14 protein-coding genes and 1 pseudogene are annotated in these 12,450 nt (G+C 36.4%); 14 read left to right on the top strand and 1 reads right to left on the bottom strand.

From position 1 onward, the window contains the following. The 9 genes from ACTBZY_RS23635 to ACTBZY_RS23675 form a co-directional block, all read left to right on the top strand. Positions 1-605 (top strand): hypothetical protein (locus ACTBZY_RS23635; protein WP_463048872.1); only part of this gene is annotated, 605 nt, incomplete at its 5' end. A 136-nt stretch (positions 606-741) separates the two neighbouring features. After that, positions 742-3,294, top strand: a complete 2,553-nt coding sequence (locus ACTBZY_RS23640) for a hypothetical protein (protein ID WP_463048873.1) — start codon at positions 742-744, stop codon at positions 3,292-3,294. Continuing rightward, a complete protein-coding gene (locus ACTBZY_RS23645; RefSeq protein ID WP_463048874.1) occupies positions 3,291-3,833 on the top strand; it encodes a hypothetical protein in 543 nt (180 codons plus the stop codon). Before ACTBZY_RS23640 ends, ACTBZY_RS23645 begins: the two co-directional genes overlap by 4 nt. Further along, complete coding sequence (locus ACTBZY_RS23650; RefSeq protein ID WP_463048875.1) at positions 3,833-4,360, top strand: hypothetical protein; 528 nt, start codon at positions 3,833-3,835, stop codon at positions 4,358-4,360. Before ACTBZY_RS23645 ends, ACTBZY_RS23650 begins: the two co-directional genes overlap by 1 nt. A gap of 120 nt (positions 4,361-4,480) precedes the next feature. Next, positions 4,481-4,864 carry a hypothetical protein gene (locus ACTBZY_RS23655; protein ID WP_463048876.1) on the top strand — a complete coding sequence of 128 codons (384 nt, stop codon included), beginning with the start codon at positions 4,481-4,483 and terminating at the stop codon, positions 4,862-4,864. An 81-nt stretch (positions 4,865-4,945) separates the two neighbouring features. Next, positions 4,946-5,821 (top strand): S1 family peptidase, encoded by an 876-nt coding sequence (locus ACTBZY_RS23660; protein ID WP_463048877.1) that lies wholly within the window; start codon positions 4,946-4,948, stop codon positions 5,819-5,821. Positions 5,822-5,871: 50 nt separating this feature from the next. Continuing rightward, positions 5,872-7,197: a sugar porter family MFS transporter gene (locus ACTBZY_RS23665; RefSeq protein WP_463048878.1), complete on the top strand. Its 1,326-nt coding sequence runs from the start codon at positions 5,872-5,874 to the stop codon at positions 7,195-7,197. Positions 7,198-7,200: 3 nt separating this feature from the next. Next, positions 7,201-7,893, top strand: a complete 693-nt coding sequence (locus ACTBZY_RS23670; protein ID WP_463048879.1) for a hypothetical protein — start codon at positions 7,201-7,203, stop codon at positions 7,891-7,893. Beyond that, on the top strand, positions 7,874-8,413 hold the full coding sequence (locus tag ACTBZY_RS23675; RefSeq protein ID WP_463048880.1) for a pentapeptide repeat-containing protein: 540 nt from the start codon (positions 7,874-7,876) through the stop codon (positions 8,411-8,413). Before ACTBZY_RS23670 ends, ACTBZY_RS23675 begins: the two co-directional genes overlap by 20 nt. Here ACTBZY_RS23675 and ACTBZY_RS23680 read toward each other — a convergent pair. Beyond that, positions 8,410-9,825: an ATP-dependent DNA helicase gene (locus ACTBZY_RS23680; protein WP_463048881.1), complete on the bottom strand. Its 1,416-nt coding sequence runs from the start codon at positions 9,823-9,825 to the stop codon at positions 8,410-8,412. The two genes, ACTBZY_RS23675 and ACTBZY_RS23680, sit on opposite strands and share 4 nt — an antisense overlap. A gap of 129 nt (positions 9,826-9,954) precedes the next feature. On the opposite strand from ACTBZY_RS23680, the gene ACTBZY_RS23685 reads away from it, so the two are divergent. From ACTBZY_RS23685 to ACTBZY_RS23705, 5 genes and pseudogenes are all read left to right on the top strand, one after another. Beyond that, positions 9,955-10,404, top strand: coding sequence for an NUDIX domain-containing protein (locus ACTBZY_RS23685; protein ID WP_463048882.1), 450 nt, complete (start codon positions 9,955-9,957; stop codon positions 10,402-10,404). Beyond that, positions 10,397-11,179, top strand: a complete 783-nt coding sequence (locus ACTBZY_RS23690) for a DUF3822 family protein (RefSeq protein ID WP_463048883.1) — start codon at positions 10,397-10,399, stop codon at positions 11,177-11,179. The genes ACTBZY_RS23685 and ACTBZY_RS23690 overlap by 8 nt, the downstream gene beginning before the upstream one ends. A 191-nt stretch (positions 11,180-11,370) precedes the next feature. Beyond that, the gene (locus tag ACTBZY_RS23695) at positions 11,371-11,646 is read left to right on the top strand and encodes a PqqD family protein (protein WP_463048884.1); all 276 of its coding nucleotides are present in this window, start codon (positions 11,371-11,373) and stop codon (positions 11,644-11,646) included. Continuing rightward, positions 11,621-12,037 carry a lasso peptide biosynthesis B2 protein gene (locus ACTBZY_RS23700; protein ID WP_463048885.1) on the top strand — a complete coding sequence of 139 codons (417 nt, stop codon included), beginning with the start codon at positions 11,621-11,623 and terminating at the stop codon, positions 12,035-12,037. Before ACTBZY_RS23695 ends, ACTBZY_RS23700 begins: the two co-directional genes overlap by 26 nt. Before the next feature lie 11 nt (positions 12,038-12,048). Beyond that, positions 12,049-12,450: pseudogene (locus ACTBZY_RS23705) on the top strand (serine kinase); the annotation flags it as partial.

The following is a 12,450-nucleotide window of genomic DNA, read 5'->3' on the forward strand; positions in this document are numbered from 1 at the left end:
ATGATCTCTCTATTAAATGTGACGGAGAAGTCAACTATACAGAACCAGGAACCGTAGAAGGTTCGCTGAATGGTTTCTTAAAATTAGAAACTCAAGAAGTGACTCTTGGCTCAAAAGAAGAATATGAGATTAATTATCAGATAGATTTTTCTCATGGAGATTATACGCAGGGCTCCTTTTGGTCATTAGTGATGGTAGAGGGGGTTGAACCTATATCCATAGATAAAACAAAACCAGGGGTTGAAGTTGGCACCAAAATCCGTTATGCCATTCAGATAGTTTCAAATTTAGGTAGCAGTGGCTCCAATGATTTATCTTTTACAGACATCAAACTGGGTAAAGACCCCGAAAATAACCAGCTCATTAATGTTATACTTAAAAATGATGGCAATTTTTTAGTGTACCCATCCATGGAACTTCAAGTATTTGACCAAGATGGAATTGAAGTTAAAAAACTTTTAATAGCCCCTAGAAATGTTTACCCAAGAAATTGCCAATCATTCAAAATAGGCTTGGAAGAACTTAAGAAAGGTAAATACAAAGCAGTGCTTTTTGCAGAATATCAAAACGAAGTAGTAGGTGTCAATCTTGATTTAGAGATCTAATAGTGTGCGAAATACCTTTAAAATATTTCTGCTTTTTTTCATTAATCTCCCTCTTTGGGGACAACAACTTACTATACAAAACACGGGAGAATCCACTCTAAAAATAGAGAACGATAAAAAACAGGTATTTTTTATTGTGATATCAGAAATAACGGAAGACTTAAATAATGTTTCGATACTTATTAATATCCCAAATGGTTTTAGAATTATTACTCAAACAAGCCCTTCTACCTTAAAAAAGGGGGTACCACATCAATTCTATTTTGCTATACAAAATAATAGATTCGCGGAAAGTGGCGTACATGCCATTGACATCAATTTATTAAATGATGGCAAATTTTTAGCTTCCACCGCTATTGCCGTGGAGCTACAGAAATTTTCAAACCTTCAAGTCATTCCCATAAACCAGCCTGAGTATATTGTAGAAAGTGATAGGACCGAAATAGAATATTTAGTAAAAAACACCGGAAATTCCGTGGAGACTATTTGGCTTAAAAGTAGAAACGGTGATGTCTCTGGTAATAGAAATTTTGAATTACAAAGCGGTGAGAGCAAAACCGTAAAAGTGGTTACTATGTTACCTTCTGGTAGTAACGGGAAAACCAATCTCACTTTTGACCTCAGTGCATATGCTGGCCAAAATACCCAGGCTTATAGTTCTAATTTTACGGTTCCATATCTTATCAATAACAAAAAAAGGAATGACCCTTATTTAAGATTTCCAATAAGAGCAAGTCTTCTTTACAATCAGTACTCCTATGGCACTGAAACTTTAGGGCTGTTTTCTTTTGACATTACGGGTTCTGGTCATCTTGATCATGCCTCTAAACACCATCTTGATTTTATTGCGAGAGGTCCTAATAATTTCAAAATAGCCCGTTTTGGTGTTACCGACCAATATTTCGTTAAGTATAGCAATAAAAAACTTGACGTCAGTCTAGGTGATCAAACCTTTAATCTCTCTCTATTGACGGAATATTCTAGATTTGCTAGGGGTATTAGTGTATCTCATAAACTAGATAAAGCTACGATTAATGCCGTCTATCTAGAACCCAGATTCATTTCTTCTATTCAAAGAGAATATTGGCTAAACTCAACTTGGAATTTAGGAGAAAGTGCTAGTTTCAAAACCTCCATTCTTAGAAAAGAACATATCAATGCCGCACAGCCACTTGTTACAGATTTCTTGAATATTGGTTTCGAGGTTGACAAGCAGAAATACAATTTAGAAATGGAAGGTGGACTTTCTTATACCGACGGAAAAATCGCAACAGCCTTCCAAAGCAATGGGGTTTTAAAACTTAAAAGACTGGTAATTAATTCAAACACCATATTTACAGATAAAACCTATTACGGATTTTATAATAATAGTCTTTTGCTGAATAACGCCATTAATTACCAATTTTCAAGAAGGTTTGATATCAGTATTTCTAAATCAATCAATAGAACCAATGCCAGTTTAGACAGTATTTATTTAGCTTCAGCCCCTTATTCCGATTATAATTCGGCTATTCTTTCTTATAGATTTAGTGACAATTCGAGGTTGAGCGTTTCTTCTGTCTTAGGTGAGCGTGAAGACAGAATGGATGCCAAGTCTTATCACTATAAAGAAAAATTAGCTCGATTAACTTTTAATACGAGATTAAAGAGCTTTCAAATGAAAGTAGAAGGTGACTCGGGAGATACGCAAGACCTACTTTTTATAAAAGATGGTTCTAATGGTTATAATAAACAATACAAAGGCCGATTAGATTTGAACTATAAAACCGAAAAGAACCTGGCTCTAGGAGTTTTTGGAGAATATTTAAATACCGCCCGATATGCTAAAACCACTGCTCAAACTGAATTTATCTATTACGGAATGAATCTAGGATATTCTTACCGAGACTTCTTCAAATTTAAATTAAGCTATCGAAACAATTATTCATTAGAAGAACTATACACTAGTAGAGATATATTAAATGGTAAGGTGAAATTTGATTTTAAGGAGCATGCCATAACTTTGGATGCATTTTACAGAAAAAATCCGTTTGTTAACAATAATAGGAATGTACTTTTCTCTTTAAAATACACCCTTAGCCTAAACACGCCAGTAAATAAGAAAAAAGGTTTAGGAGCTATTATAGGACAGGTACAGGGAGTGAAAACGGAAGGGGTGATCTTTAACTTCAATGGAGAAAAAGTGGTTACGAATAACAAAGGGGAATTTAAAATAAATGACCTAGAAGCGGGTAAGTACAATTTATCTTTAGATAAATCTTCACTTGGATTTGAAAATGCCATTGATGTTAAGTGGCCTCTGGTAGTTGAAGTACTAAAAGACACCACCAAAAGACTGGTAATGAACGCCATAAAAACTGGATATATTTCTGGGGCAATTGTTTTCAAGGAAGGTAATGCCAATAGAACTCAAAACTTCAATAATGTGCTTGTGGAAGTTTATAATGATAATTTTTCAAAATTTACCACCACCAACCAGAAAGGAGAGTTTAACTTCTATGGCCTTAAAGAAGAGGCTTATTCTCTCAGAATTATTTCTAGAGAAATAAGACGTTATTTTACCATACAGAACCCTGAGACCAGTCTTCTAGTTAAGTTTGGAGAAAAGTCGGAATACAACTTTTTATTGGCTGACAGAAAGAAGAATGTCCGCTTTCAGGAAGAAACCATTAGACTTTCAGGTTTATGAGAAAGTGCTTCATATTACATCTTTTATTTCTACTAAGTAATCTTAGTTATGCTCAAGTGACTACCGCTGGAGCCAGTGTAAGTCTATCGTCCTTTGCTCTATTAGACATAGAACCAGATAATAGTACGGTAAATCTTAGCCTGCCCTCTCCTTCTGAGGCGGGCAGTTTAGACTTGGCTGTACAGTTAAATGATGAGAAATGGATTAACTATACCTCTTCTTTGCCATTATTACGTTCTAGAAAAGTTATGGTACAAAAAGATTATGGTTCCATTCCGCCCGGCACAAAACTATATATCATTGTATCAAATGCTTCGCTTTCGCTTGATAGAGGCGTTTTAGGCACGGGTTCTGGAAAAATAGAAATACCAGCCGTGGGTCAGAAAGTAGCCATCAACAATATTGGCTCTTCTTTCACGGGTAGTGGCGTAAACAAAGGACATGCCGTAAGTTATAGGCTGGAAGTCACCAATGTGTCTTTATTAACAGCCTCTACTGGGAATAATATAGGGCTAACCTTTACTATAATGGATAACTAATGAAGAAATTTATAAGCATATTCATTCCTTTATTTGGCGTTTTTATAGCCAATGCCCAGATAACAATTTCCTCAACAGGAGGAACTTGGAATCCTGTTATAGACCCTACAGTAATTGTAGACGCTGGAGATGATTATCCATCCGACTATTTTGTGTTCAGCGACCAAAGTCAAACAGAAATAAACATTTCACCACTTTTACCAATCGGACTACCATTAGGACTATTAAAATGGAATGTTAGTGTTTCTATGACAGACGTTGACTTGGGCTTAAGACTTAAGCTTCACGCAAGAAGATCTGGAAATGGAGACGGAACGAGTATTGGAAACTGGCTTACTGGAATAATTGGACCAAGTATTTCTGGTGGAGAAAACTACCAAGAAGTAACAGCTCTCCCCTTACCATTTTTTACAGGAACAGCTAAATATGTGGATATTCCTATACAATACAAGATAACGGGCATGAGCGTATTAATTCCTGCTAGAACTTATACCGCAACTGTAATTTACACCTATACCGGACTTTGAGGTTTTCCCTACTACAAATTTATTTTAACTGTTTAACACCACCCTCCATTCTGATATCCCTCATGATTTCTGGAGTCTCGATGTCTTTACTTTGTTGTAACAAAAACAAAGAGAAACATCATGGAAGCACAAGCATATTTATTTGACCTACACGCTACTCATTCTGAATGGACTAAGGATCTTGATTTTTATGAAGATGAATTAGGTATTTTAAAAGTTCGACTTTCTGAGGTCAGCATTAAAAACACCAGTGAAGTTGTAAAAGGAGAGGTAGAGAAATTTCAAAATCAATTTATCATTCAGAAAGAAGAGATAGATAGGTTAAAACATGAAATAACCATTGAAGAAGACTTAGTGGAAAAAAGTGTGAAGGAAAACCCCGTTGCAGCTGATCATAGAAAAATAGACCACGATTCTTCTTTGGAAGGCAGAATGGAAGTTTTTCAAACGTTGTTTAAAGAAATGAAAAGTGAATTTGCAGAATTTGTTGGGAAGTATTTGTAATTAAAAGCATCTTATATGCTATAAAGAGAAGACTCGTGGAGTCTTCTCTTTATTTTTATGACTCCATCAATAAAATGCAAGATGTTTACCTCCGCCATAGAAATAGCTTCTGGATTTACCCGAGCCGTTCATACCATCAATAGAAATTATCTATCAGAAAAAATAATTCCAGGAGCGGCTACCTTATTTTTTGTAAATGACGAGGGATATGCTTTGACCTGCAAACATGTAGCAGATGTTTTGATAAATTCTCAAAAAATAAATGAGCAGTTCAATGCTTTTAAAGCAGCATTTAACCCTTCCCTTTCCACGCAAGAACAAGAAGTTTTAGCACAAAAGTATCAGCTCAACGTATCCAGCCCCGCACAATTAAAATCCAAGTTTATTAACTGTGCAGAAAGCATCTCTGACCTCACTATTCACACACATCCAGAATACGACCTCGCCATTTTAAAATTCAATGGCTTCAAAAAACTAAATGTTAATCGTTTCCCTGTCTTTAAAAAAGATGACACGGCCATAAGACAAGGAAAAACGCTGTGCAGGTTGGGTTTCCCATTCCCAGAGTTTAACAACTTCCGTTTTAATAAAACCAAAGACGATATAGAATGGACCAATAATGGCGTAATTAACTCCCCACAGTTTCCGATGGACGGAATGATAACCCGATTCACTGGAGATAAAAGCGGTAAAATAGCAGGAATTGAGTTAAGTACCCCCGGCCTTAGAGGGCAAAGTGGTGGCCCACTTTTTGACCAAAATGGCATCATTTACGGCATGCAATCCCAAACCAAGCATCTCCATTTGGGTTTTGATCTAGAGAATAAAGAAATACAAATAAACGGTGAAAATAAAACCATTAACGACTATTCATTCCTCCACCTTGGTGAATGCGTTCACGTTAAGGTCATCAAAGACTTCTTAAGACAATTCAACGTCAATTTTAATGAAGGTTAAAACCCTTTAAAACTTTATATTCGTCTACAAAACCAACCCTATCTAAAAAAATGAATTCAAAAAAACTCTTTTACTGGTCCATAACCGTGGCTTTAGCAGGTTTCCTTTTCGGTTTTGACACCGTAGTTATTTCTGGTGCAGACCAGTCTCTTCAAGAATTATGGAACAGAGGCGATCTTTTTCATGGTTTTGTTATTATCTCCTCTGCCTTATGGGGTACAGTCATAGGAGCTATTTTTGGCGGAATACCTACGGAAAAGTTTGGCAGAAAAAATACATTAATCCTGATAGGTGTTTTCTTTTTAGTTTCTGCGTTAGGCTCTGCATTTGCCACAGACCCATGGGTATTTTCCATTTTCCGCCTTATTGGTGGCTTGGGCGTGGGAGCATCTACGGTAGCGGCTCCTACTTATATTGCGGAGATTGCTCCAGCAAAACAAAGAGGAAAACTAGTGGCACTTTACCAGTTTAATATTGTATTCGGTATCATGATCGCGTATTTATCCAACTTCCTTTTAAGTGGCATAGAGCATGATGCTTGGCGATGGATGATAGGTATAGAAGCTGTACCGGCTTTGATTTATTCTGTACTGGTATTTGGAGTTCCTAAAAGCCCAAGATGGTTAATATCCAACAGGAATGATGAAAGTGCCGCAGCAGATATTTTAAGAGTGACGCTAACAGAAGAAGAAACACAAGCTCAAATAAAGGCCATAAAAGAAGACATGCTCACGGCGTCCAAGTCTGAAAGTATTTATGGCAAAAAATATAGATTCCCGCTTATTCTAGCTTTCCTAATTGCTTTTTTTAATCAACTTTCTGGGATAAATGCTTTTTTATATTTCGCTCCCAGAATTTTCGAATTGGCAGGATTGGGGGAAGATTCCGCTCTTTTAAGTAGCGTAGGCATAGGTTTTGTTAATATCCTTTTCACTTATTTGGGGCTTTCTCTGATTGACAAATCTGGAAGAAGGCAGCTGATGTACATAGGCTCTGTGGGGTATATTATTTCGCTGTCTTTGGTGGGCATTGCCTTCATGCAAGGCTGGCAGGGCATGTCTATTCCTATTTTCTTTTTCTTGTTTATTGCCGCTCATGGCATTGGACAGGGTACTGTTATTTGGGTTTTCATATCCGAAATTTTCCCAAATCATTTAAGAGCAAAAGGTCAGTCTTTTGGCAGCAGTGTTCATTGGATTTTGGCGGCAGCCATTCCTTCATTGATTCCTTTCCTTTTTACAAGTATTGGAGCTTCCACAGTATTCTTCATCTTTACTTTTATGATGGTTTTGCAGCTCATATTTGTATGGAAAATGATGCCAGAAACGAAGGGTGTCTCTTTAGAAGAATTACAAAAGAAGCTTTTAAAACAGTAAGATTTGAAACAGACCCTATTTTTACTTTTAAGCCTACTTTTTGCCGCTTGTGGAGGTGAAAATAAAAATGTAGATGATGATGAACAAGAGCACGAAAGCAATTTTTTAAATGTCATTCCTAAGATAGATTCTTTGTATATCCTTGAGCTCTCTGAACAAGCAGAGTTACCTTCTGTATTAACAGGAAAAGAAGTAGCATTCCTTTCATCTAAATTAAGCCCTCTAAATGTCAATGGATACTTTTATCAAATTATCCCAGAATTTTTAAAGATAGATTCTCTTAAAACAAATGCTCTTTATGAGGACTATTTAAAAAAAATGGATATTGGATTCTTGCAAAACGCTGAGGCTTATAGTCTTCAGAAAATTGCGATTAATTCTAACTTTAAAGCCGAACTTTGGGCTATCAAATACAGTTCATACGAAGCATGTCCTTATTTTCATGGCGTAGACATTTTCGTTTCTTTTTACGCTCAAAATATGCTGCAAAGAACCATTCAAGTTGGCTCAAACTACGCGGTAGTGGACCCACCAATGGCTTTTGAGTCTCATCTGTGGTCGGAGCAAAATGGGAATGAACTCATTATGACTCTGAAACAAAAGCAAATTGAAATGGAGGAGAACTCAGATAAAACTATGGAAGAAAATAATCAAACATTTACCTACGACTTAATTAATGACAGATTCATTGACTAGACTGCTTTCAGGAGAAAGAAATTTTGAAGAAGAAACCTTTCAAGGCCTAAACTTAGATTTAACACAATTATTAGACTTCAATTTTGAGGATTGTGAATTCAAGTCTTGCAAGTTCAATAATGTTAATTTCACAGGTTCTAAACTTCAAAATGTTAAATTTTTGGACTGTAAGTTTACCGGAGTAGACTTCTCTGAATTAAGTAAGTTTCTCACGGAGATGTATTTCGAAAGTTCGGTATTAGAAGTTTGCACTTTTAGAAACCAAAAACTTCAAAGTGTAGGGTTCAAAAACTCCGCACTTAAAGAAGTAGATTTCGATTCTTGTGATTTACAAAAAGTAAGTTTCCATGAAACAGAGCTGTCTGGAACCACATTTGTAAACTGCGACCTAAGAGCCACGGACTTTAGAACTGCTAAAAACTATTACTTTGACCTCAATAGGAACAAGGTAAAAGGTGCCAAGTTTTCTCAGCCAGAGGTTTTATCCTTTCTTTCCATTTTTGGATTGAAAATAAATTAATAGAATATCGCATTAAAATTGACCAAGAAAACCTCCTTTACACCACGTGTGACACCCGTATAAAGCCATCTTAAATAATCTGAATCTATCTCATTATTAGGAATATATCCTTGGTCTACAAAGACGGCATCCCACTGTCCACCTTGCGACTTGTGACAAGTAAGAGCATAAGCATATTTTACCTGAAGAGCATTTAAATAAGGGTCTGCAGCCAATAACTCAGACCTTTCTTTTTTGGTTTTCACCCAGTAATAATCCTTCAAAACAGACTCATAGAGCTCTTTATTCTCTTCTCTAGTGAGTGTTGGTGCATTAGAATTAAGGGTATCCAGAAGGATCATACTTTCAAACTCAGGGTCGTTAGGGTAATCTACGAGCTGCATCGTGACATGCTGAAACCTGAAACCATGCATCTCCTCTTCCCTTCCCAAATGTTTTACCTCTGCAAACTCCCCATTGGCTATAAAACCTGCCTCCGATTCCTCGCCCAGAATGGTATAATTATTTCTTACCACCATCAGTATATCTCCATTCTCTAGTTCATTTTCGCAGGCATGAATTCTATTCCGGATATACTGATTATACTGAACCGCATTCTTATTCGATCGGGTAATAACTATGGTGTTTTTTTGACCGTATTTCTCATAAGCGTACCTTAAACCGTCTTCTATTCGCTCACTGGTCATTCTAAAAATATCTTTGAAAGGTTTGGTCTCAAATTTGACTGTCGGGTTTTCAGAACCTAGTGTTTCTCTGATTTTGGTGGCATTCACCAAAATACCCGAACCTTGCTGCTGCCTTGTAACTTCTGTCAGCGATATACCCGAAACCTCCGCATAATATTGATTTTCTAAATGCTCGACGTTTAAAGCTGGGCTGTATTCCATACCAATAGGTGGTAGTTGTGCCTCATCTCCTATTAAAAGTAGCTTGTTGTGTTTTCCCTCAAAAACATAACGAATCAGATCACTTAATAAGCTGTCTTTTCCAAATTCCCGCTGGTCTCCTATCATGGATGCCTCATCCACAATATACATGGTACCTTCGGCATAATTTTTCTGAAGTTCAAATACAAAATTCCCCGTATACGAATTCTCTTTCTGCTTGTAAATCTTCTTGTGTATGGTTTGAGCCTGTCTTTTAGAATAGTTTGCCATCACTTTGGCTGCTCTTCCCGTCGGAGCCAAAAGCACCGACTTCCATCCATATTTGGGTAGCACTTTCATTAATGAACTTAAGAAAGTAGTTTTCCCTGTTCCAGCATAACCCCGCAGTACAAAAATGGAACGCTCCTTTTCTTCTTCCGTGAGGAAGATATCCATCATCTCAAAAAGTTTGAACTGGCCTGGAGTAGGCTCATGTTTAAACTTTTTTAATAATAATTCTGAAGGTTTTGGGATTTCTTCTGCCATAGATATTTTTTAGAAAGCACTCATGGAAGCTAAGACTTCTCACGAAGTTTAAATAATCAGAGGTTCGTTTTAACGAAGCTTATTATTTAGATACGAAATACGCTAATTTTGAACAAAAGTAAGACAATAATGCCTCCAAATATCAAAGACCAAATAGAACATCACTATGGAAACAGAATTAGAGTACGTGCCTGTGGTGTCTTAGTTAAAGACGGTAGATTATTAATGCTGAAACATGATGGAATAGGCAAAAATGGGTATTTTTGGAATGTACCAGGGGGCGGTGCAGAATTGGATGAAAATCTAGAAAATGCCGTCGAAAGAGAGTTTATGGAGGAAACTGGTTTGAAAGTAAGGGTTGGACAGCTTTTATGTTTCCATCAATTTATAGAAGCTCCCCTTCATGCGTTAGAATATTATTTTGAAGTAAAACATTTAGAAGGAACACTCAAATTAGGTCACGATCCTGAAGAGGTGGCAATATTGAGTGACGTAAAATGGTTTACCAAAGAAGACTTTTTGAATTTGCACAAGGAAAGCAGACCCGATTTCCTTTTAAATTTATTGAATTTTGATTGAAGATATAGGTTATATAGAGCCGGTTTTGACCATAAAACCAGAAAAGTTTGATATTGAAGAAATACCAAATAGCGAATTAATAGTAGAGATTGGAGCCACTTATTTTAGGTTCGCCATTAAGTCTGGGGGCAACTTTGTGGCCTTGGAAGATTTCAGATATGCCACAGATAAAAGTTTCGAAGCGTTTATTGAAACCATTTTCAATGAACACCCTTATCTATCTGCAAGGTTTTGGAATAAGATTGTAATCATCGTTTACGCTCAGAAAAAAACGGTTGTCCCTGCTATAATAGAGGAAGAGCAAGCTTTGGCAGTCTGGAACACGCTGTTTGGAGCCTTGGAACCGCTACGAGAAATAATGGTTTCACATGTTAAAGAGCATTCCATCGTTTACGATGTCAATTCCCATATTCTAGATTTTCTATCAGACTTCTATCAAGACAAAGCTTTCGAGATTAAACTAGCAGATAGTGTGCTCTTTGAGTCCCCTTCAAAAGAATCTTTTCTCCTTTTTGATGGTATTGGCACTCATTTGGCTGTACATAAGCCGCAGCTTAATGCTTATTATTCAGAAAAATGGGAACCATTAATGGCCTTAAAGAATGAGGAAAATCTTTGTCTAATTGGTGAAATCACAGAATACTCTACGGAATATCAAAAACTGTTAAACGAAATTTCATCGATTAGGAAAGCTTTCTTGCATCAAAGTGTTAGGCTTTCTCCCCTATTTGACCAAGTAGCACAATTTAGATATTTCATAATTTTCAATTCTTAATATATTTTCAAAATATACTGAAACATAAGTATGATCAATGATCTAGAAAACAAGAAATGGTACCTATGGCTTAAGAAACTCGGTTGGGCTGGATTTTTCTTTTTTTTGATAAAGGGATTAACGCTTTATGTACTTCTACCTTATTTAATTACTAAAGGTGTGATAAATTGCGAAGCTTAAAAAAATAATTTATGTCTCTAAATACCATTTATAAACTTTCAGACAAACAAGTGTCCACCTCTCTTTCTGGAGAATCTGTTGTTCTTAATCATGAAAAAGGGAGTTATTATTCTTTAAATGAAGTAGGAACCTTCATATGGAATATGCTAGAAAAGGGAGCATCAAGCAAAGGAGATTTAAAAGAAAAGGTATTGGAGCGTTTTAACGTGGAAGATGAGGAGTGCGAAAGTGATTTGAGTACTTTAATTGAAGACTTGATCAATGAAGGATTGGTGGAGGAAGCTTAACAAGTTCAGTGGACTTAGCCTGGAAGAAAAAAGACTATTTTTTAAGGCTGCTTATAATTTAATACACATTACGCTCGCATTAAAAATACTTAAGTTTCCATCTTTCAAAAACTATTATCGCCGGATTTGTAAAACAAGAACTAAAAGTGAAACGGAAGAAATGTATAAAACAGCCATAAAAACATTCTCTGCCATTTCCCCTAAGACTTATACCTGTCTACCGCAAGCTTTAGTTTTCAAGAAACAGTTTTCTAACAGCAAATTAATTATAGGAATACAGCCCAATAAAACCACCCAATTAGATGCTCATGCTTGGGTAGAAAGAGACGGTAAATTTCTTATAGGAGACATGCCAAATTTTGAGTACCTCCCACTTTGGGTGTGGGAATAAACCAACATAATGTGAAATTTCTAAGCTTTGGACTACATATTGACTCCGACTTGGATTTCTCAGACATGCTAATTAAAAGCTCTGGGAAACCGACCGTGATCATAAAGCAAGCCGAAATACCAGCAGTGGATTTTGAGTTTACTAACGTTTTCAGAAAAGGGGTTCAAGCTTCGATTGCCTTTAACGACCAGGGTGTTATGCTCAACTGGGATGGTATTGTGCGATGTCAGATAAATAAAGGCAAAGAAATTTATTATCAGCAACTTGGAGATGACACACAAACCCTGAAATTATTTTTATTAAGTGAAGCTATTGGTATCCTACTTCTACAGAAAAACATTTTTCTATTGCATGGTAGTGCCATAAGAATTCAAAACGAAGCACATGTTTTTGTCGGAGAACCAGGGGCTGGA

The sequence above is a fragment of the Arcticibacterium sp. genome (genome assembly GCF_055134445.1).

Bases quoted from the DNA above. Each gene is read 5' to 3' on its own strand.
- ACTBZY_RS23645 (WP_463048874.1), top strand. From the start codon at position 3,291: ATGAGAAAGTGCTTCATATTACATCTTTTATTTCTACTAAGTAATCTT.
- ACTBZY_RS23650 (WP_463048875.1), top strand. From the start codon at position 3,833: ATGAAGAAATTTATAAGCATATTCATTCCTTTATTTGGCGTTTTTATA.
- ACTBZY_RS23655 (WP_463048876.1), top strand. From the start codon at position 4,481: ATGGAAGCACAAGCATATTTATTTGACCTACACGCTACTCATTCTGAA.
- ACTBZY_RS23660 (WP_463048877.1), top strand. From the start codon at position 4,946: ATGTTTACCTCCGCCATAGAAATAGCTTCTGGATTTACCCGAGCCGTT.
- ACTBZY_RS23665 (WP_463048878.1), top strand. From the start codon at position 5,872: ATGAATTCAAAAAAACTCTTTTACTGGTCCATAACCGTGGCTTTAGCA.
- ACTBZY_RS23675 (WP_463048880.1), top strand. From the start codon at position 7,874: ATGACAGATTCATTGACTAGACTGCTTTCAGGAGAAAGAAATTTTGAA.
- ACTBZY_RS23680 (WP_463048881.1), bottom strand. From the start codon at position 9,825: ATGGCAGAAGAAATCCCAAAACCTTCAGAATTATTATTAAAAAAGTTT.
- ACTBZY_RS23685 (WP_463048882.1), top strand. From the start codon at position 9,955: ATGCCTCCAAATATCAAAGACCAAATAGAACATCACTATGGAAACAGA.
- ACTBZY_RS23695 (WP_463048884.1), top strand. From the start codon at position 11,371: ATGTCTCTAAATACCATTTATAAACTTTCAGACAAACAAGTGTCCACC.
- ACTBZY_RS23700 (WP_463048885.1), top strand. From the start codon at position 11,621: ATGAAGGATTGGTGGAGGAAGCTTAACAAGTTCAGTGGACTTAGCCTG.